The 21,066-nt window shown below is 54.9% G+C and carries 17 protein-coding genes; 6 read left to right on the forward strand and 11 right to left on the reverse strand.

Annotated features, from left to right (window positions below; genetic code table 11):
* Window positions 1-7: 7 nt before the first annotated feature.
* Window positions 8-481: a helical membrane plugin domain-containing protein gene (locus tag RJP21_RS24575; RefSeq protein ID WP_310861638.1), complete on the forward strand. Its 474-nt coding sequence runs from the start codon at window positions 8-10 to the stop codon at window positions 479-481.
* A gap of 229 nt (window positions 482-710) precedes the next feature.
* On the opposite strand, the gene RJP21_RS24580 is transcribed toward RJP21_RS24575, so the two are convergent.
* From RJP21_RS24580 to RJP21_RS24605, 6 genes are all read right to left on the reverse strand, one after another.
* Entirely contained in the window at window positions 711-1,988 is a 1,278-nt protein-coding gene (locus tag RJP21_RS24580; protein ID WP_310861639.1) for a Gfo/Idh/MocA family protein, read from the reverse strand.
* A gap of 85 nt (window positions 1,989-2,073) precedes the next feature.
* Window positions 2,074-3,741, reverse strand: a complete 1,668-nt coding sequence (locus RJP21_RS24585; RefSeq protein ID WP_310861640.1) for a response regulator transcription factor — start codon at window positions 3,739-3,741, stop codon at window positions 2,074-2,076.
* Window positions 3,742-3,754: 13 nt separating this feature from the next.
* Entirely contained in the window at window positions 3,755-5,485 is a 1,731-nt protein-coding gene (locus RJP21_RS24590; RefSeq protein WP_310861641.1) for a sensor histidine kinase, read from the reverse strand.
* Between the two features lie 36 nt (window positions 5,486-5,521).
* Window positions 5,522-6,400 carry a carbohydrate ABC transporter permease gene (locus tag RJP21_RS24595; RefSeq protein ID WP_310861642.1) on the reverse strand — a complete coding sequence of 293 codons (879 nt, stop codon included), beginning with the start codon at window positions 6,398-6,400 and terminating at the stop codon, window positions 5,522-5,524.
* A gap of 21 nt (window positions 6,401-6,421) precedes the next feature.
* Window positions 6,422-7,327 carry an ABC transporter permease gene (locus RJP21_RS24600; RefSeq protein WP_310861643.1) on the reverse strand — a complete coding sequence of 302 codons (906 nt, stop codon included), beginning with the start codon at window positions 7,325-7,327 and terminating at the stop codon, window positions 6,422-6,424.
* Window positions 7,328-7,447: 120 nt separating this feature from the next.
* The gene (locus RJP21_RS24605; protein WP_397386279.1) at window positions 7,448-9,124 is read right to left on the reverse strand and encodes an extracellular solute-binding protein; all 1,677 of its coding nucleotides are present in this window, start codon (window positions 9,122-9,124) and stop codon (window positions 7,448-7,450) included.
* A 257-nt stretch (window positions 9,125-9,381) separates the two neighbouring features.
* On the opposite strand from RJP21_RS24605, the gene RJP21_RS24610 reads away from it, so the two are divergent.
* Entirely contained in the window at window positions 9,382-10,125 is a 744-nt protein-coding gene (locus tag RJP21_RS24610) for an SDR family NAD(P)-dependent oxidoreductase (RefSeq protein ID WP_160043745.1), read from the forward strand.
* 217 nt (window positions 10,126-10,342) lie between these two features.
* Here the strand turns inward: RJP21_RS24610 and RJP21_RS24615 are convergent, their stop codons facing one another.
* Window positions 10,343-11,695, reverse strand: coding sequence for a glycoside hydrolase family protein (locus tag RJP21_RS24615; protein ID WP_310861645.1), 1,353 nt, complete (start codon window positions 11,693-11,695; stop codon window positions 10,343-10,345).
* Between the two features lie 177 nt (window positions 11,696-11,872).
* Between RJP21_RS24615 and RJP21_RS24620 the strand changes: the two genes are divergently transcribed.
* On the forward strand, window positions 11,873-12,250 hold the full coding sequence (locus RJP21_RS24620; protein ID WP_310861678.1) for a hypothetical protein: 378 nt from the start codon (window positions 11,873-11,875) through the stop codon (window positions 12,248-12,250).
* On the opposite strand, the gene RJP21_RS24625 is transcribed toward RJP21_RS24620, so the two are convergent.
* A complete protein-coding gene (locus tag RJP21_RS24625) occupies window positions 12,247-12,879 on the reverse strand; it encodes a TraX family protein (RefSeq protein ID WP_310861646.1) in 633 nt (210 codons plus the stop codon). The two genes, RJP21_RS24620 and RJP21_RS24625, sit on opposite strands and share 4 nt — an antisense overlap.
* Before the next feature lie 159 nt (window positions 12,880-13,038).
* On the opposite strand from RJP21_RS24625, the gene RJP21_RS24630 reads away from it, so the two are divergent.
* Window positions 13,039-14,217 carry a MalY/PatB family protein gene (locus tag RJP21_RS24630; protein WP_310861647.1) on the forward strand — a complete coding sequence of 393 codons (1,179 nt, stop codon included), beginning with the start codon at window positions 13,039-13,041 and terminating at the stop codon, window positions 14,215-14,217.
* A 178-nt stretch (window positions 14,218-14,395) separates the two neighbouring features.
* Window positions 14,396-16,399 carry a methyl-accepting chemotaxis protein gene (locus tag RJP21_RS24635; RefSeq protein ID WP_310861648.1) on the forward strand — a complete coding sequence of 668 codons (2,004 nt, stop codon included), beginning with the start codon at window positions 14,396-14,398 and terminating at the stop codon, window positions 16,397-16,399.
* 143 nt (window positions 16,400-16,542) lie between these two features.
* On the opposite strand, the gene RJP21_RS24640 is transcribed toward RJP21_RS24635, so the two are convergent.
* Both RJP21_RS24640 and RJP21_RS24645 read right to left on the reverse strand, forming a co-directional pair.
* Window positions 16,543-17,886 carry a (Fe-S)-binding protein gene (locus RJP21_RS24640; protein ID WP_310861649.1) on the reverse strand — a complete coding sequence of 448 codons (1,344 nt, stop codon included), beginning with the start codon at window positions 17,884-17,886 and terminating at the stop codon, window positions 16,543-16,545.
* Window positions 17,879-19,294: an FAD-binding oxidoreductase gene (locus tag RJP21_RS24645; RefSeq protein ID WP_310861650.1), complete on the reverse strand. Its 1,416-nt coding sequence runs from the start codon at window positions 19,292-19,294 to the stop codon at window positions 17,879-17,881. Before RJP21_RS24645 ends, RJP21_RS24640 begins: the two co-directional genes overlap by 8 nt.
* A 260-nt stretch (window positions 19,295-19,554) precedes the next feature.
* Between RJP21_RS24645 and RJP21_RS24650 the strand changes: the two genes are divergently transcribed.
* Entirely contained in the window at window positions 19,555-20,295 is a 741-nt protein-coding gene (locus RJP21_RS24650) for a FadR/GntR family transcriptional regulator (RefSeq protein WP_310861651.1), read from the forward strand.
* 12 nt (window positions 20,296-20,307) lie between these two features.
* Here the strand turns inward: RJP21_RS24650 and RJP21_RS24655 are convergent, their stop codons facing one another.
* Window positions 20,308-20,781, reverse strand: coding sequence for a hypothetical protein (locus RJP21_RS24655; protein ID WP_310861652.1), 474 nt, complete (start codon window positions 20,779-20,781; stop codon window positions 20,308-20,310).
* Window positions 20,782-21,066 lie beyond the last annotated feature (285 nt).

Genomic DNA, 21,066 nt, shown 5'->3' on the forward strand with positions numbered 1-21,066 from the left:
AAGATGAATGGCTGAACCTATATCGTTTATCAAGAAAAAGGCGTTAACCGAAGAAGAAATCAAACAGCAATCGCTAAACCAGCTGAAGGACTCCCTTGCGGAGCATGAGCAGGCGATCGACAAGGCGATCGACGTCCTGAGCGAGCTGTACGGCAGCGGCGTGCTGGAGGCGGCGGAAGCGCTCCTGAAAGCGAAAGCCAAGGTCGCCGAAATCGCCCTGTATCAATTGAAACGTCCCGAAGTGACGAACATGATCAACAACGGGATGGCCGCGGCCGGGGCCCTGGCTCAGATCGACCCGGACCAGACCGCCAAGCTGCTCGGCAGCGTGGCGAAAGGTCTGGAAGAAGCCGGCAAGCCGCAGGATAAAAAAGTGACGGTCTTCTCCCTGATGAGCGCTTTGAAGGATCCCGACGTAAACCGGGCTATCGGCTTCGGTCTGCGCTTCCTGAAGGGAATGGGCAAAGAACTTGGCGAATAAGGCATGAATGCCGGAGTTGCAATAAAAATGGAAACGGGCCTTCAATTTGGTTGAAGGCCCGCTTTTTTTTGCTCCAGCAGACAAAAACATGCCCCGGAGCAGCGGACTCCGGGGCACAAGCAATATATTTATAAAAGGGGTATGCATTTATTATAGAAACCCTTTCTTAAAATTAGATGAAAATAACCTTCAAGTTTCCTTAAAATTTTGTAGACGGGATTTGAACGTTTTAAGGATGAACGGTCGCCACCCGCCGGGCCAGCTCCGTCAATTTGACGGACTTCCCTTCCTGAAGGCGCGATTCCTCCGCGGCAAAAGCGATCAAATGGCTTTGCAGCGAAGCGGTCGCCGAAGTCAGCCCCGAACCCGCGCCGTTTCCGTGTTCCCTCACCTGATGAAGGAAATCCGCGACCATCCGCTCGTCCCCGCCGCCGTGTCCGTCGCCGGAAACGCCGCAATGAAATTCGATCGTTTCCCCCGTTGCAAAGCGGCGCAGCGTATACGTTCCTTCCTCCATATCGCCGTAGATTTCGCCTTTCGTGCCCATAACCCGCACGCTGCGAACCTCCCTTTCGGTAAAGCCCGACAGCGTGAACGTCGCGTTCGCCCCGCCGGCAAACTCCATGTTGACGACTTGATGATCGACCACATTGTTGTCGCAGCGGTACACGCAGCGCCCGAAAGGCCCTACCTTTAATGCCGCCATAATCCCTTCGGGAGACAGATCATGCGTAATATATCGCGCCCAAGGATGTTCGGGCGGCTGATTGTACAGCTTGAGCGCCGAAAACGGGCATTCCCGTTCCGCCCGGCAGCCGTCCGTGCATCTGTCCGTCGAACCTTCGGGCGCACGCTCCTTCCGAAAATGCAGCAGCGAGCCGAAGGAGCTGACGCTTGTGCAAGGCCGGTCCATCAGCCAGGAGATGATATCGAGGTCATGGCAGGACTTGGCCAAAATCATCGGGCTCGTCTCCGCCGAATTCCGCCAGTTGCCCCGCACGTAGCTGTGCGTCATGTGACGGTAGCCTACGAATTCCGCATGCTGGATCGTCGCGATGCCGCCGATTTCCCCCGACTCGATGCAGCGTTTGATTCCCGACCAGAACGGCGAATAACGCAGCACGTGGCTGACGGTCAGCACCCGCTTACGGGCGATCGCCTCCCGCTCGATCCGGACGCATTCCTCGGGCACGGGCGACATCGGCTTTTCCAGCAATATATGATATCCCAGCTCCAGCGCCTTCATGGCCGGCACGAAATGCATATGATCCAGCGTACTGATGATCATGACATCGGCGATCCGCCCTTGTTCGAATACCCGCTCCCACGACGAATGGACGTTTTCGGGCGCGATGCCGTGGATTGCCGCGATTTGCCGCCGGCGTTCCTCATGGGGCTCCGCGACCGCCACGATTTTTAATTCTTCCGGGTGCTTCTCGGCATAAGGGCCGTAAATATACCGTCCCCTGCTGCCGGCTCCAAGCAATACGGCTGTTAATGTCTTCACTTTCGGTTCCTCCTCGATATGTCGCTTATGCTGCCCTGATTGTACGCCTCGCGGCGGAAGGCCCGAAAGAGACATTTCCGTACATTCATATACTATTGTTGACTTCCTTGGCTTGGCGCTGCAGACGGTATTCCTGGGGAGTCGCCTGGTTCTGCTTCTTGAAAAAGCGGATGAACGCGAGCGCCGAATTGTACCCGAGCTCCGCCGCGATATCCCCTACTTTCATCGTGCTGTTCAGCAGCCGTTCCTTGGCTTTCAGGTTCCGGTATTCATTGATGTAATCGGATAAACCAATCCCGGTCAGCTGCTTATACAACCGCGAGAGATAGGAAGGGTTGAGCCCGACGTGCTCGGCGATCGCGATCAGCGATATGTCGCGGGCCAAATGCTCCTCGATGAAACGGTGCACTCTTTTGACCAGGTCGCTTGGCACCTGTTCCCCTTGCCGTGCATGTTTGGCAAAATAGCAGTCGGCCAAGCTCCAAAAATACTGCTTCACGTCCGGCCAGGAGATGCCCTCGTCCTTTTGGTACAGGAGCATCGTATCCATGTTTTTGGACGCATCCTGCCTGAAATCCTCGTTCTGCTCCATGATCGACAAAAAAATGGCCGCGAGCGAATGGTACAGCTCCATTTTTCGCCCGTAAACCTGCGCGTCGTCGGTCCAGATGGACGTCAGATGCAAATACAGCTTATTGAACTCTTCCCGGTGTTTGTTCTCCAGGCACCGCTGAAGCAGCTGCAGCCGGGCGTGATGGCAGTAGTCGTTTTTTTCTTCTCCGCCGTTCTGCAGCTTAAGCAGATCCTTATCGGTCACGATGACGGCAGGCGACAGTCCAAGCCCGTGCACAAAGCAATATTTCAGCAAATGGAACCGTTCCGAAATGGCGGTCAGCCCGGTCGGCTCGCTGCTGATCGCAAAAGATACCGACACGCGCAGCAGCCGCTGACAGGTTTGCTGAATCGCCTCCAGCATGCCGCCGACATGGTCGCAGCCCGCTTTCCATGCCTCCTGCTTCGCTTCGTCTCCCTCCCAGGGCTGCAGCAGCCAAATGATGCGGGAATTTTCGTATACGCAGGAGTAGCATTTCATGCCGGCGCCCGCGTATTCCTCCGCTATGTTTTGAACCCCGTAAAGCAGCAGCGCTTTGTCCATGGGCGTATATGATTCCTTCCACGTATCCACTCTCCCAAGCAGCAGCAGCACGGGCCGGTCCACCCGCAGCAAAATACCCAGCTCCTCAAAATGGCGCGCTAGTTCCGCAGGCGTCTCCTGCTTGCCTTGAAGCAGCTCCCATATATACTCCTTCTGAAGAAGGGGGAGCGCCTCGCGCATCCGCCTGTTGGCCCGCTCCAGCATCCGGAGCTGGTTCCGCTCCTCCTCCAGCTTTTCGAGGGCTCGCTCCACGGAGGCGATGATCTTGTCGTCGCTTTCCACCTTCAAAATATAGTCGAAACCGCCGTAAGCCATCGCGCTCCGGATATAATGAAAATCGTTGTATCCCGTCAGGAAGATGACCTTGCAGGAAGGCCAATCGGCCCGAATGACCTGCAGCAGCTCGATGCCTTCCAGCCCGGGCATTTTAATGTCCGAAATGACGATATCGACCGGCCGCTCCCGCATCACCTGAAGCGCTTCTTCTCCCGAATACGCTTTCAGTACCTCAAGCCCCAAATGCTCCGTCATTTGAAACAATTCCAGCAGCCCGTCAACGATAATCGGCAAATCATCCACGATAAGAAGCCTGCGCATCACCGATACCTCCTTATTCCATTCCAAGATGTATAAGCACTTTCAGTCCGCCCAGCGATGATCGTGAAACTTCAAGCCCGTATTCCCTTCCGTAATGAAGCTGAATTCGCCGATGCACGTTGATCAGCCCCGTCGTTTCTTCGATCCGGTCACCGGCACGGGCAAGCCGGAGCCGCAGCTGCTCCAGCTTGTCGTCGTCCAGGCTGTTGCCGTTATCCTCGACGCAGATCGTGAACCGGTCCTTCCTCCGCTCGCCGCAAACCCTAAGATCCCCTTTTCCAGCCATCCCGCCGAAACCATGCTTGTAGGCATTTTCGATGATCGGCTGAAGGATCAGGCGCGGCACCTGCAGCGGCAGCGGCTCTACTTCGAACCGAACCTGAATCCGGTCGCCGTAGCAGACCGACTGCATCTCAACGTAAGTTCTTGAATGCTTGATCTCCAGTTCGAACGGAATAATATCTTCATCATTTCTCGTAATAAACTGGAAATATTCACCGATATAGAGACAAAATTGGTAAGCTTTCTCCTTTTTATCGGACTTGATCAGTCTGCATAACACAAAAAAACAATTGTACAAAAAATGAGGGTTGATCTGCGACTGCAGCCGCTTCAGCTCGGAGCGCTGACTCAGGATCCGCTGCTCGTAATTTTGCTCGATCAGCGTCTTCAGCGAGTGGACCGTGTCGTTAAAGGCTTGGTACAAATAACCGAACTCGTCGCGCCTCCGATCGATCGACAGCGGCAGGAGCTCCAGCTTTTGCACCCGTTTGAAGCCGTGGATCAGACGCATCAGCGGGCGGTACATCAGCTTCATGAGCGAATAGGAGAAAAACGCCCCTGCCGCGACCGCAAGGCCGCATGCCCACAGAAACCATCGTTTGTAAGTCTGGATCGGCCCCAAAACGGCCGACTCTGGGATGCATGTGACGGAATAAGACTTCCATACATCGGAGTACTTGAATACGGTAAGATAACGCCCGTCTCCGAATCGGACCCTCTCATAACCCTGCTGTTTGCCTTGCGCCTGCTTTTTGGCAATAAAGTCTTTGAGCTCATCCTGCAGTTCCGTCTTGTCGCTGCTGCCGATCAGAAACCCCTGCTCCGCATTCAGCAGCATGCTTTCGCCGCTGAGCGATCCGGTGATTTGCTGCAGCGCCTCCTTGATTTTGCGCGTGGACAATTCGATTCCTACCATGTACAAAGGATCCTTGAACGTATTCGTCGGGTAGGACATCGTCAGGAACAACCGGTCGTTCCAGTAGACGAACGGATCGTCGTAGAAAGGCCCGTCATGCTGCATCGCCGCGTATTCGGCTTCATCGATCCCCGTCTCGTATTTCACGCTGAGCAGCGTTCGCCCGATTTTCGGGACGTAAGCCTTGGCCTCTTGAATGAACGGACTTGAGTTTTTCATCAGATCGAGCCGCTTTTGGATCAGCGTGATGCTTTGGGCCCGCTCATAGTCCGTCATGTCCGTCCCGATCGCCGCAAGCTCCATCAAATCGTTATCCATGACGTAATTCGGCAAATACTGCATGATGCGCTCAACCTCTTTATCAAGCGAATCGAGGTAAAAGCTGGCCGTATTCAAGGTCGAACGGGATATTTCCGTCTGAATGCTGCTTGCTCCCCGCTCATTGATGAACCACGTAATCATCATAAGGGGGAGCAGAACGCTCAGGAACACCGCCATCATTTTCATAAAAATCGAAGAGTCTTTCATCCGGAATAACAGTTTCATGGTCGTTCCCCCGTTCCTGAGATGATCCCGGAACTATTATTCTTTGACACTCCCCATCACAATTCCTTTAATAAAAAACCGTTGCAGGATCGGATAAATGATCAGGATCGGAAAAGCGGCCACAAAAATTTGCGCGGCTTTGCTCGTCCGGTCGGACAGCTTCTGCATCAATTCGATGTCCTGCGACTTCAAAAAGCGGAGATCCATTTTAATGATAATCGATTGCAAAAAAGTTTGCAGCGGATAATGATCGGGATGATTCATCAGAATCATGCCGTCGAACCAGCTGTTCCAATGCCAGACGATCGTGAACAGCCCGGTGGTGGCCAGTGCGGGAAGCGACAGCGGCGCATAGATTTTCCACAGCGTCGTGAAGTGACCCGCGCCGTCGATCCTGGACGACTCCTCCAGTTCCTTCGGCAGGTTGCGGTAGAAATTCAGCAGCAAAATGATATTAAACACCTGCACCGCGCCCGGCAGCACCAGCGCCCAGATCGAATCGATCAGGCCGACGGCTTTGATCGTCATGTACCAGGGAATGAGGCCTCCGTTGAACAGGATCGTAAAGACGAACACCCACGCGTAAAAGGTGCGCATGCCGAACTGATGCTTTTCTTTGGACAGCGGATACGCCGTCAGAATGGTCAAGAACATGCTGATCGCCGTTCCAAGCACGACCCGCTGAATGGTGACCCAAAACGCGCGCAAATACTCGGGTTTGCCGAACACGTTTTGGTAAGCCGCCGGCGTAAATTCCACGGGCCAAAGCAATACTTTCCCGGCCGATGCGGCCGAACCCGAACTGAACGAAATCGACAAAATGTGGATGATCGGCATAAGGCACATCAGCGACAGCACCGCGAGAAACACGAAGTTGCAGCCAAGAAACAGCCGTCTGCCCAATGACTTTTTCATAAGGTTGACCGTTCTCCTTTGCTAGAAAATGCGGTAATTGGCAAAACGATACGCCATGATGTAGGATACCGAAATCAAAATGAAGGACACGACCGATTTGAGCAGTCCGACGGCGGTCGCAAACCCGTACTGCGCCTGCTCGATACCCATTCGGTACACGAAGGTGTCGATCACGTCCCCGCTTTCGTACACTTGCGGGCTGTACAGGTTGAAAATTTGATCGAAACCTGCGTTCAGCACGTTGCCGATATTCAGCGTCAGCATCAGTATGATGATCGGCATCATGCCGGGCAGCGTGACGTTTATGGTCTGCTTCCAGCGTCCCGCCCCGTCGATCTCGGCTGCTTCATAAAGCGACGGATTGATGTTCGTCAGCGCCGCCAGGTAAATGATCGTGCCGAAGCCGAACTCCTTCCACACATCGGTAATGACCATCACGTAAGGGAACCATTTGTTGTCCCCGAGGAAAAAAATCGGCTTGGCGCCGAACAGCCCCAAAATTTGATTGATAATGCCCGTCGACGGGGACAACACGTCGATGATGATCCCGCTCAGCAGGACCCAGGACAAAAAATGCGGCAAATAGACCATCGTTTGGAACGTGCGTTTCATCCATTCCTGGCGCAGCTCGTTAAGCAAAATCGCGATCGTGATCGGCACGACAAGCCCAGCGATGATTTTCATCGTCGCGATATACAGGGTATTAAACACGATCCGGCCGATATCCGGATAATCCAGCAAATATTTAAAATGCTTAAGGCCAACCATCGGAGAGCCGAACAAGCCTTTGGTCGGGATATATTTCTGAAATGCCATCAGGACGCCGGCCATCGGGATGTAACTGAATAGGACAAGGAAAATCAATGCGGGAACCACCATGAAATGCAGCGGCCATTCGCGCTTCCATCTGCGTGCAAGTTGATTCATACATGCGTCACCTGCTTCAAGTCGAATTAGAAAAAGGGGGGAATCGATTTCCGATTCCCCGCGAATGATCTTACCGTCGTCGTTGTCGAATTGATTGACTCCTTCAAGCTTTCAAGCCGATTACTTGTTTTTCGCGTACCATTCGTTGACTTCTTTCGTGATGTCATCGCCTCCAAGCTTTTTCCACTCTTCGACGAACTTGTCGAATTCATCGATCGATACCTGGTTCATGATGATTTTCAAGAAAATTTCGTCGCGCTTGCGGTTCAAAATTTCCCGTTTTTCCACCATCGTCGGCGTCGGCGCGCCGTAAAACTTGTTCTGGTGGAAAAGGTTATGCTCCTTGAGGTAAGGGATGTTCGATACCGCTCCTTTAGGTCCGGAGATCAGGTATTCCCACCACATGCTGATATCTTCGCCGTTGACGTATTTCATCGCGCGCTCGAAGCGCGTTTTTTGGTCCTTCGTTTTCGGCAGGCCGGCATCCTTCGTTTCGATCGCTTTCGGCAGCACGTCGCCGTTGTCGCTCGTCAGGTTGAACGCCATGACCGGACTCAACAGCCAATAGTTGTTGCCTTTTTCTTTCAGGTCTTTGCCGTATTCGTATACCTTCTGCTCTGGCGTCGGATGGTTGTCGACCGCGATCCATTGGTTCAGCAGCTTGATCAGCGCTTCCGGATGTTTGGCCTTTTTGGATACGACGTAATAGCTGTTCGTGCCAAGCTCGATCTGCGTTGCAGCTTCCGTGCCATCAATGGAAGGCAGGCGGTACACGCTCCATTCCTGAACGACTTTGCCGTCCTTAACGGCGCCTTGGGCCAGATGGGCCGGCGTCCATTCCGCGCCGTACAGCACGCCGATTTTGTTGCTGAAAATCAGTTCGGACTCCTTTTGCATGTCCTTGACGGCAAATTCCGGATCGATCAAACCTTTTTTGAACATGTCCTGCAGGCCGCGCAGCGCTTCCTTCATCTGGGGCTGGATGTCGCTGTACATCAATCCGCCGTTTCCGTCGTCGATCCATTGGTTCAAATACGCATGGTAGCCGTTCAGGAAACCGACAAGCCCAAGCGCGCCTTCGTCGAATTTTTTGTTCAAGGCGATGCCGTAGGATTTTCCCGTACCGCCCGGATCTTTGGTCGCGAAAGCTTCCATGATGTTCATCAAATCCTGCATCGTCTTCGGCTCGGGCAGGTTCAGCTTCTTGAGCCAGTCCGAACGCACCCATACGAGCTGCGGAGCAAACGGATTGCCCGTCTGCGGGATCGCCATCAGCTTGCCGTCGAACGTGCCGGACTTCATCTGCAGCCCGCCGTCCTTTTGCATGAACACCTTTGTTTCGTCGCTGGCATATTGATCGTAAACGCTTGTCAGATCCTGAATCATGTCCGCTTCGATCAGCTGCTGCACTTGAGCCGGCGTGGCAGGGAAGAAATCGGGAATGTCGTTGGTGGTGATGGCCATCTTCAGCTTTTCCTGGAACTGCGGCCCGTCCACGGTGCCGTCGACGACCCATTGGTTTTTGATGCGGACGCCGATGTCTTTTTCATACGCGTCGTACACGGCGTTTTTGTCGAAATTCTCCCCTTCGTCAAACTTCAGATACGGGTCTTGCGCGCGCACGGTCGAAATTTCGATGACTCCGCCTTCCTTTGCAGAAGCCGGCTGCTCGGCCGTTTTTGGCTCCGCCGATCCGGTATCCGCCGTTTTGCTGCTGCAGGCCGTGACGCCCAGGCTCAGGATCAGCGTCAGCGCCAGCCCGATTTTACGTATTTTTTGCACGATTGACCCTCCCATTTTGGTGATAGCGATCATTGTCGAATCTTCGGTTGTTTTGTTCTTGCCGCCTTCTAACCTTATTATAGGTAGCGCCGCCTCGCAGAGGCTATATACCGGTCTTTACTTCCGTATACAAATGTTGCTGGCTGTGCGGCCTTGTCGGGATATTATTCGAAAAGCGGGCCATGATAAGGAAAGCGCACCATTCGGAGCCATCCATAACCAATCCGAACCATCAATCGCTGCACATCATGTCTGCAAAGGAGCGTAAGCGTATGAAATTATCCGGCAAATCGGCCATCGTTACCGGCGCGGCCAGCGGGATCGGGCAGGCGACGTCGCGGCTGTTCGCGGAGGAGGGCGCAAGCGTCGTCATCGCCGATTTTTCCGAGGCGGGGGAAGAACATGCCAAAAGGCTGCGGGACGACGGCCACCAGGCCATTTTCTTCAAGGTCGACGTCACGAAGGAAGATCAAATCCAGGAGCTGATCGAGCGGACGGTGCACGCCTTCGGCAAGCTTGACATCATGTTCGCGAATGCGGGCGTGGCCAACGACGACGCAGCCGACCGGCTTTCGCTGGAAAAGTGGCAGAAGACGATCGACGTCAATTTGACGGGTGTTTTCCTGTCCGATAAATACGCCCTGATCCAGATGCTGAAGCAGGGTACCGGCGGGGCGATCGTCAACACCGCTTCCATACACGGGCACGCGGCCAAGGCGGGCGTCACCGCCTACGGGTCGTCGAAGGGCGGGGTCGTCATGCTGACCCAAACCTTGGGCATCCAATACGCCGACAGAGGCATTCGCGTCAATGCGGTTTGCCCGGGGTACATCGAAACGCCGCTGCTCAAAGTGCTGCCGCCCGAGGAGAAGCGGAAGCTGGTCGATCTGCATCCGATCGGGCGCCTCGGAACGCCGGAAGAGGTCGCCAAAGCCGTCCTGTTCCTTGCCAGCGACGACGCGTCGTTCGTCACGGGCACCAGCCTGCTGGTCGATGGCGGGTATACCGCGCAATAAAATAACCCCACAAAGTGGAGCCTTGGCTTCGAAGCTGATTCAGGCACTTTGCGGGGAGCCCCGTAAAAAAACGCCCGGGTCGGCGAAAAGCCGACCTCGGGCGTTTTGGTTTTAACAAATGCAAAGTTTCATTGAAACGAAAGATGCTATTATCGCAAGAAAAAGCTTCCGCTTGTGCGGTTAGGGTCTTCTTTAAAGGTGTAGGTGAACGTTTTGCTTAATTGACGGTGATTCGGGTTCCCAAGGGCGTTTCGTTCGGCCGTTTTCCCTTTACATGCCATAACGCCGGGGTATCCTTCACCTGCCGCAGCTCGATCTGAAACGGCCGCCGCTCCGGCAGCCGGTGAAAGCGGAGCCGCAGCCGGTTGCCGTCGACGCAGCTTTCGAGCGCATGCATCTCTCCCCATTTTCCCTCGCCTTCCTCCATTACGATCACGCCGGTGGATTCGGGGTCCACCCGTTTGTTGAACGACACGCTCACGTCCGCGCTCCCTTGGATGACGGCAATCATCGGCTCGGGCGGCTCCTCGTACATGTACCCGCCCAAATGATATTCGTATGCGGTCCACGTATGGTACCCCAAATCGTAAACGGTGTTTTGAAAACCGTTCAGCCAATCGCGTCCTTTTACCATGTTGGCCTTTGAGCCGATATCGGCCTGAATGCCGAGCGGAAGCTGCGGGTATGCGGCGCGGATCGGGGCGGCAAAACTTTCGTACGACCGGGCGTATTCCGCTTTGAGGCCGCGTTTCATCCAATCGGGCCAATGCGTCTGCAGCATATGCAGGTCGGGTTTCACTCTGGCGATCATGGAAATGGCGTCGAGCCCCTGCCATTCCTTCAGCCTCAGGGTGGACACGGCCCCGCCGTCGACCGCCAGCGACCAGGTGGCGACCCGCACGTCGGGACGGGTCTCGCGCGCGCCGCCGCTCCCGTTGATGATTTCATCGATAAATGCATTGACGGCGTCTACGCGGAAATCGACCCATTTGGCGTAAATATCCGGCGTTTTTTTATAATAATTGATCGCAAACCGGTTGGCGAACTCGGGAACGGCAAGGCCGTATTTTTCGCGGAACGCCTGCTGCGCGGCGGGGCCGATGTCCCCGTAAACCCCGCGGCGGATGCCGTCCCATTCGGGAAAATAAGGCTCCGCGATTTCGATCCCGTCAAACGGGTACCGGCGGAGCATTTCGGCGACGGCTTCCTTTTTCCACTGCACGTACGCCTGCGAAAACGGAGAAAGCCGCTCGAAACCGTCGTTCAGTTCCTTGACGAGCCCCATTTTCCAGGCCGGCCATTCCGGGGGCAAATGGGAGGTCGAAAACGTCCCGTTGCCGATCACGAGCGCCCAAACGGCGATGTTGCGGCGGTGCAGACAATCGATCAATTCGCCGTCGATCTCGTTTTCATTCACGACAAAATAGCGGACAACCTGGTAACCGGCCAGCTGAATTTCTTCCGCAACGCTGTCCCTGGAACGGTCCTGGTAATAAGGGAACAGCGGGTCGATTTGGATGCTGGGGCCTTCCAAAGCCCGCGTTTTCAAGTTCTCGGAATCGTTTTTCACGTTTGTCTCCTTCCCTCCGGGGTCGCATGCTGCATCTGTCCTTATAGCATTGCCGGAAATGGGAAATTTCACCCTCCGCTTTCATTTCGCGGACTTTCGCCGCATGAGGCTCTCACCCGCCCAAAACGGGCCTCATACAATAGAGCAAATGCAAAAACGGAGGGGATATTCTTGTCGATGCTCAAACTTAGGAAAAACATATCGCTTCAGCAGCGGCTTGCCGAATTGACAGGCCATCTGGCGGAAATCAACGGTGAGGGTCTGGGGCTGGAGCCCGGGAGATTGCAGCGGGTGTTCAAAAATAACTTCATTCAGGTTTCCGGCGAGCTGTTCGTGCCGCTGAGCCTGCAATCGATTCGGGTATTCGGCGTGAAACGAGCTGCCCGCACCGCGCGGGTCGGCCTGCGGACGACCTTCCGAACGGGCAAAGCTTTTTCCGACATCCGCCTCGTTCAAATCGGAACCGATTTTATCGAAGTGCAGGCGAGGGGCAAACATCCTTCCCGGATTTTGTTTCCGCTGAATAAAATCGAAGGCATTTTTCCGGTCGGTTAACCGAATGCCCATTCCGCGGCGGCAAGCGCCAGCAAGTGAAGGGGATAAAAAGAGCGCCACACCCACTTGCGTACCCTGATGCCCTCAAGCCTTTTCCAAACGGCCGGACCGTAGACGAGGAGCAGCGTCGGGATGATGCCCAGCATTTGCAGCATGCCGCCGAGCCCGTGCAAGATCAAATAGAATAAATTCAGCAGCAAATGGATAAAAAGAAGCCGTTCGGACGCAAAATAGCGGAAGGATAAGACGAGCAGCAGCCCGTAGGCCCCGTAATCGAACGGAAAAAGCTCCATGACCGCGCAGACGGCGACCACGGTCCCGACTTTCGCCCAATCGGACGCCATACCGTCGAGCGCCTTCATGACCACGGCGGCCATGAGCAGCGTCGCGACGACGTTCAGCCCTTCCGGATCGAGCGCCAGTTGGTACGGCACTTGAGACAATAAGGCTAAAGCAAAAAGCCGGATCAAATAGCGGGTCGGCGACTTCGTATAACGATGCCCTTGGACGAGGGCATAGGCGTAAATCGGGAACGCCGCCCGGCCGATCATTCGCAGCCATAACTGATCTTCCATAAACACGATGCCGATATGGTCGACCAGCATGGTCAGCATGGCAATCAGCTGCACAACGACCTCTCCCTTGCTCGGACATTGTTTTTTCGGATCGATGATCCTTTCCTGATCCTATTTTACTTTGCCGATGCTCTTTCTCCAAGTTCCCCTCTGATATAATATAGGCATGAACCTTTTATTTCTTTCTACTTATTCTTTGAGGAGGGCAACATTTTGAATTTTGACAAACCGATTTCACGACATATGACCGGCTGCGAAAAGTGGGACGGCATGAAAAATATTTTCGGGACGGCGGACGCGCTGCCGATGTGGGTGGCCGACATGGATTTTGAATCCCCCCCTTCCGTCGTTTCCGCGCTTAAACAGCGTGTTGAACATGGGGTATTCGGCTACACGATGGTGACGGCTGAATACAGGGAGTCCGTTGCATCGTGGATGAAAGAGCGCCACGGCTGGGAGATCGACCCGGAATGGCTCGTGTTCTGCCCTGGCGTCGTGCCCGCGCTGAGCTTCGCCATTCAGGCTTTCACCGAACCGGGAGACAAAGTGGTGATCCAGCCGCCCGTATATCCGCCGTTTCACAGCGTCGTACAGGAGCAAGGCCGCGAGCTCGCGCTTAACCCGCTGGTCTGCGAAAACGGCCGATACGCCATGGATTTGGAAGGTCTCGAGAAGATTCTGGAGGGCGGGCGCGTCAAAATGCTCATTTTGTGCAGCCCCCACAATCCGGTCGGTCGGGTATGGACGCGCGAAGAACTTGCGGCTTTGGTCCAGCTTTGCGTGCGCCATGACGTGATGATCGTGTCCGACGAGATCCATGCCGATCTGGTGTATGCCCCCCATGCCCATATGCCGCTTGCCATGGTTTCCGGCGAAGCGAAGAAAAGAACCATCATCTGCACGTCGCCAAGCAAAACGTTTAACATCGCCGGGCTGAACACCTCGAACATCATCATTCCGGATCCGGAAATCCGCGAAAAATTCCGCAAAGCGCTCCAGCTGTACCATGTAGGCTCCATCAGCGCGCTCGGAAGCACCGCGGCGCAAGCGGCTTACGAAGGAGGACGCGAATGGCTGGATGAGGTGCTGGTTTATTTGCAGCAAAACATCGATTACGTAACGGATTATATTGAAACGCATATCCCGGAAATCAAAGTCCAGAAACCGGAGGCAACCTATCTTCTGTGGCTCGATTTCCGCTCCCTCGGCATGAAGCCAGACGAGCTTGCGGACTTCCTGCTGACCAAAGCGAAACTCGCCTTGAACAAAGGCGGTTCGTTCGGCCTGGGCGGAGAAGGGTTTATGCGCATGAACGTAGCTTGTTCGAAGGCGACGGTCACGGAAGCGATGAAACGGCTGGATGCCGCGATAAAAGAATGGAGGCTCGGCTGATTTTCGCGGCCGATGATTGAATCTAAGCGTAAAATCGAAAAAAGAGGATTCGGCAAACGGCCGGATTCTCTTTTTTTTTGATTGCGCTATGAAAAAATGCTCTGTTTTTGTCGAAATATAGGAGGTGACTCCTCTCAAGAGACCACATGATTGATATATACCATATGGGGGAATTTATTTGAAAAAACAATTTAGTGGAGTTTTGCGGCTTCTGAAAATCAAAAGACTGCGCACCCGGCTTTTGCTCATTATCAGTCTGATGGTTATCGTTCCAAACATTTTCGTGGCGTTATTTTCCGTAAACAGCGCCAAGACCCAACTGCAGGGCAAAATGGAGGAATCGACGAAATCCAGCGTCGTGCTGCTGGACAACCTTGTAGACAGCATGATCCAAATGCAGGTGTCGAACGTGAAGATGCTTGCCGGTCAAATCACTTCAGAAGATATCGACGTCAACTCGATCAAAGTCCGGAAGCTCATCAATGATTATAAAGCCCAGCATCCGGAGGTTGAAATCGTGTCGATCGGCAACGACCGGGGAGCCTGGATGAAAGCGCCGGACCCCGGCAAGCAGGACTTCGACCCGCGCACCAGGGAATGGTACAAGCTGGCCAAGCAATATCCGAATCAAGCGATGATCGCCGATCCTTCCGTTTCGTTTACGACAGGCAATTACGTGCTTACCATTTCCAAAATGCTGCCTGACGGGCAAGGCGCGGTCAATGTCAGCTTCAGCATGAAAGAATTGGACAAAATCGTCAATAATCTCCGTCTAGGCAACAAAGGATATCTGTACATTATGGACCGCAACGACCTCATGATGGCCCACCCGACCAAAAAAATCGGTGACAAAGCGGCTGGCCCCCAGCTTGAGGTTATGCACAGCCAGAAGGAAGGTTTCATTCACTATACCAATCCCGATACCCATGTGCTTCAGCGGGGATATTTCACCACCAACGGAACGACGTCCTTCAAAATCGTGGGCATACTTCCCGACAGCGAATACGACGATGCCACGCGCCCGATCCTGTACACTTCCGTGGGCGTGCTCGTGATTGCCGTCGCCCTTATTCTTGTCATCATGTTCTTCATCATCCGCGGCATGATCAAACCGATCGAGCAGTTGAACCAATCGGCCATCCGGGTCAGCAACGGCCATTTGAGCGAGCAGGTCATCACTAAACGCACGGATGAAATCGGAACGCTCGCCGAAAATTACAACGGCATGGTCGCTTCCCTCCGCAGCATGGTGCTGGACATGAGCGATACGTCCAGTCAACTGGCGGCATCCAGCGAAGAGCTGACGGCCAGCACCGAATTGAACGCCCAATCGGTCGAAACGGTTTCACGGCTCATATCCGATTCGTCCGAGGGTGCCGCAACCCAGGCTTTGGCTACCGAAGAAAGCGCCCGGACGCTGGAAGAAATGACGCGCGGCATCCAGAAAATCGCCGAATCCGCCGGAGCGATCGTGGATTCGTCCAGCCGCACCGAAGAGGACGTGGAGGACGGCAGCCGGAAAATACGCCTGGTTAGCGTTCAAATGGATACGATCCGGCAATCCACCGTGGAATCGGCCGCTTTGATGGATCGGCTGCATGAACATAGCGCAAACATCGCGGACATGAGCACGGCCATTTCGGAAATTTCCAAGCAGACGAACCTGCTGTCGCTGAATGCGGCGATCGAAGCGGCACGCGCCGGCGAACATGGGCGGGGGTTCGCGGTCGTGGCGAACGAAGTCCGCAAGCTGGCCGACCAATCCCGCATCACCGCCGAAGAGATTCAGGAGACGATCGCCAAGATGACCGAACTGATCGCCAGCGCCTTCGACGTGATGAAGAACAAGGTTCAAGCCGACGTAAGCCAGGGGCTGGACGTCACTGCGGAAGCGCTGGAGGCGTTCGTGAACATCGAGCGTTCCGCCAAGCAGATTTCGGACCAGGTCCAGGACATCTCCGCGATCACGGAACAGATGTCGGCCAGCAGCCAGGAAATTTCGGCCGCCGTTCACGAGGTTGCCGGGATCTCGCGCCAAACCGTGTCCTCGTTCGAACAAGTCTCCGCAGCCAGCCAGGAACAGCTCGCTTCCATGGAAGAAATCAGTTCCTCCGCGGCCGGCCTGGCCCGGATGGCGGCGGACATGCAGGCGATGATCGACCGCTTCAAGCTCGATGAATAGGTGCAAAAAGTTCCTGCACAAGTAGAGATAACCGTAAAAGGCGTCGTCAATTACGGAGCTATAAGCAAAACGGGATGTTCTTCAAGCCGATTCGCTTGAGGGACATCCCGTTTGTATTTTTATGCCATCATAGCCGTCGAAAGCTAACGTTTTAATCGTTCATGCAGGAAGTCCACGATATGGACCGCCTTCATCCGCCCGCTCAGCCCATGTTCCTCGATGCCGTGCTTCATCTGCAGCAGGCAGCCCGGATTGCTGGTCAGCATGTAGCCCGCCCCGGTCGCTTCGGCATGTTCCATCTTGTGGTCCAAAATTTGCCCGGCCATTTCCGGCTGCGTGATGTTGTAGATCCCCGCCGATCCGCAGCAGCGGTCGGCGTTTTTCATCTCGACGAACTGCGCCCCCTTCACTTGGCGCATCAATTTGCGCGGAGCGTCCGATGAACGCATGACGTTGCGCAGATGGCATGAATCCTGATAGGTGATGCGGACTTGTTCCGTGCTGTCCGACGTCACTTCCTCGCCGAAATCGAGGCTTCTGCCTACGCGCACGAGCAAATCGCTGACGTCGACGACCCTCTCCGCAAACCATACGGCGTCGTCGCGCCACTGCGGGTCTTCGTGCAGCAGATGGTCGTATTCGGTCAAAATCGCCCCGCAGCCGCCCGCATTGGAAACGATATAATCCACTCCGGCAGCCTTGAACGTCTGGATATTCCGTCTGGCCAGCTCCCTGGCTCCCCCCGCTTCCCCGCTGTGCGCATGCAGCGCGCCGCAGCAGTTTTGCTCCCGCGGAATGACGACTTCAAAACCCGCAGCCGTGAGCAAATCCACCGTATGGATGTTGGTGTCGGTAAACAAAACATCCATGATACAGCCCCGGAACAAGGCGACCGTCGCGATTTTTTCGCCTTTCGCCGGATGGCGCTCGCCGATCTGCTCCACGACGCCGCGCCCGGTCGCGTCCGGCAAAATTTTCTCCATATCGCGCAAATGCTTCGGGAACAGCTTCATCGCGCCTGTGGCATGAGCTGCGGCGCGAAGCCCGGATTTTTGGTAAAATTGCAGGCCGCGGCCGACCCATTTCATCCGCTTCTGATGCGGGAATACCGTCTTGAAGGCAGCATGGCGCGTTGCCTGCACCCACGGCTTGTGGCGTTTATGGTCTTCGATCGCGTCCCGCGCCTGCTCGATCAATTGGCCGTATTTGACTCCCGCCGGGCAGGCCGGCTCGCAGGCGCGGCAGCCGAGGCAGTGGTTCATCTGCTCTTCGAAGGCTTGATCCGGAACCATCAGGCCGTCCGTCACGGCTTTCATGAGGGCGATCCGTCCCCGCGGGGATTCGGCTTCCAGCCCCGTTTCGGCGAACGTCGGGCAGGCCGGCAAGCAGAACCCGCAGCGCATGCAGTTGGTCAGCTGGTCTTCGTCGAGGCGCAAACGGAGCTTCTCGGTCAGTGGATTCGTATGCTGCGTTTGCCCATTAGCCACGCTGGATCACCACCCTTTTGCGCGTTTCCTTCGCGAATACTTTGCCCGGATTGAGCAGATTATGCGGATCGAAGGAATTTTTGATCGCTTTCATCACGTCCATCCCCGCCGGGCCCACCTTCCATTCCAGGTACGGCGATTTCACCATGCCGACGCCGTGCTCGCCCGTAATCGTTCCGCCCAAACGGATGGCCGCTTCGAAAATTTCCTCGAACGCTTCCTCGACACGGGCGATCTCTTCCTTGTTGCGGGCATCGGTCGTCGCGGTCGGATGCAGGTTGCCGTCGCCCGCATGGCCGAACGTGCTGATCTGCACGTTATGCTTTTTCGCGATCCGGTTGATTTCCACCACCATGTCGGCGATTTTCGAGCGCGGCACGGTTGCGTCCTCCAAAATCGTCGTCGGACGCAGCCTGGCCAGCGCGGTAAACGCGCTCCGGCGCGCGGTCAGCAGCTTCTCCGCCTCCTCTTGGCTTGCAGCAATACTTACCTGATCGGCATGCTCGCTTTTGCAAACCTCGGTAATAACGGCGATATCCCGCTCCACCGCTTCTTCGTCGCCGTCCTGCTCGATGATCAGGATCGCTTCCATGTCCAGCGGCAGCCCCAGCTTCGCAAAATCGTCCACAACGCGAATCGTGGCGTTATCCAAAATTTCCAGCGTCGCCGGAATGATGCGGTTTTCGATGATCTTCGATACTGTGCGCGCCGCGCCGTAAAGGTCCTTGTACATGGCAAGCATCGTCTTTTTGTATTTTGGCGGCGGAATCAGCTTCAAAATCGCTTCCGTAATAATGGCGAGCGTGCCTTCCGACCCGACGAGCAGCTTCGTCAAATCGTAACCCGCCACGTCCTTCATCAGCTTCCCGCCGGTACGGATCACGTCTCCGTTTGCGAGCACCGCCTCGAGGCCGATCACGTAATCTTTGGTCGTTCCGTATTTCAGGCCGCGCAGGCCGCCGGAGCATTCGGCAATATTCCCGCCGATCGTGGAAATGGACATGCTGCTCGGATCGGGCGGGTAGAACAAGCCCAAACTTTCGACATGCGTGCTGAACTGTTTCGTGTTCAAACCGGGCTGCACCGTTGCCGTCAAATTTTCGAGGTCGATTTCCAAAATGCGGTTCATTCGGTGCATGACCATCACGACACCGCCCTGTACCGGCACCGTGCCCCCGCATAAATTCGTGCCTGAACCTCTGCCCACGACCGGGATTTTGTGGCGGCTGAGCACCTTCATGATTTGCGACACCTCTTCGGTGCTGGACGGGTAAACGACGGCATCCGGCAGCGATTGGAGCATCGGCGTGCCGTCATAGGAATGGGTGACAAGCGATTGCGGATCGTCCTTCACGTATTCGCTGCCGAGGAACGAGGCAAGTTCGCGTTTGACTTCTTCTTGCAGCAAGGAAAGCCCCCCTTGGATTCATTGGGTTTGGGTTATTCGTTATAAATTAGTCAGGTCATCTGATGACTTTTCTTGTGAACAAGTATACACTAGAATATATGGATCGAAAATAGACCAGAACGAAATTTTTTTTCGGCATGTCCAATCTATATTGAAAAAAAGCATTACCGATGCAAACGCCGCGGAACAGGTGGAACCTTAACCGGTACATAACCGTTTCAGCGGCCGGGATTAGAGATTCAAGGAAGGATGTCGAGATCTTGACGAACCAGCAAAGACCTTTGAAGCAGTACGAATGGGTCATGAACGATTTAAAAAAACAGATGGATGAAGGACGGCTTGCTCCCGGAGACCGTCTTGCCTCCGTCGTCGACCTGGCCGCCCAGTACAATGTAGGCAGATCGACGATCCGGGAGGCGCTTAGCGCGCTGAAAGCGATGGGACTGCTGAACATTAAGCAAGGCGGGGGCACGTTCGTCAAAGCGCCTCCTTCCGAAGCCGGCCCGGTACACCCGATGCAGCGGTACGACGACTTGTGGGAAGGCCGCGCCGCATCGCTGCGCCATCTCCTCGAAGTGCGCCGGGTGCTTGAGACCGGCTGCGCCGCGCTTGCCGCCCAGCAGCGAACGGCGGAGGATTTGGCCGTTTTCGAGAAGCTGCTTGAAGACATGAGACAATCCGAAGACGAGCATTTTATCGAACAGGCCGACGTTAAATTCCACCAGCAGATCGCGGCCGCAACCCGCAACCCGCTTCTGCTTGAATTGATGGAATCGCTGGCGAGCAAGCTGCATGAAAGCATGAAGGATATGCGCGCGCTTTGGTTTTATGCCGAACGCTCCTCCGCGGAACGGCTGCTTCAGGAGCATATCCGGATCTACGAAGCCATCGCCGGACAGGATGCCAAGGAAGCCTCCGCCCGCATGGAATTGCATATTTCGAAGGTGGAGCAAGTGCTGAACGAAAAAAAAGCCGGAGACCATCATCTGCGGATGACGTAACCGGCTTTTTGACTAATTTTCGAGCCTGACTTTCACGCTGCCGCCAACCGCACATACGTCCAAACGTTCCAGCGTTTGTTCCACCCTCTCAAGCATCTTTGGCAGATGGTCGCCCCCGTCCTGCAGAAAAAAGGCTGCGTCCGTGCATTCGGCAATATATTGCAGCGTATTCAGGAACAGCTCCGTTTCCAAATCGATCCCGGCCGTTTGCCGAAGCAGGCCGATGAGTTCGTCGAAATAAAGATCCTCCGGCGGAAACTTTCCTTCCAATTGCATATAAAGCTGCTTCAGCTTCGCTTTGACACTCATGTGCGCGACAACCAGCGCTGCTTTGCAAAAACCTGCCTCCAGCAGGGGGCGCGCAAAATGGATGTAACTAAGGGATAAATCGTTCCAGCTGCGGGCTTTGGCATACAACTCGTACGCATCCTCGTGAAAAAGTCCGCTGCGGATGTTTTTTTGCGATTGTACCGAAAAAGGCAGCATCTCGATAACCTCCCCGTTCAGAATCTTGCAAAAATATGACGCCGGATGCCCTTTCCCTGCTTCGAAACAGCCAAATGAATCCATGACGTTGCCGATGAATGGCTTCCTAATGAATTCGACAAAATCCACGGTTACTGCTCGAACTGCTTCTCCCTGGACCCTCTGTCTCTTGGCTTGGATTGGTGCCAAAGCCCTTGATGTTTCATGCGTCTGAATGCCCATTGCAGTCCGATTTTGCGTGTATGCTATATATATCGACCTTATTTCCTAAAAAATGAAGAACTT

Origin of the sequence: Paenibacillus sp. VCA1, from assembly GCF_031583795.1 — a bacterium.
Taxonomy (GTDB): domain Bacteria; phylum Bacillota; class Bacilli; order Paenibacillales; family Paenibacillaceae; genus Paenibacillus_AQ; species Paenibacillus_AQ albilobatus.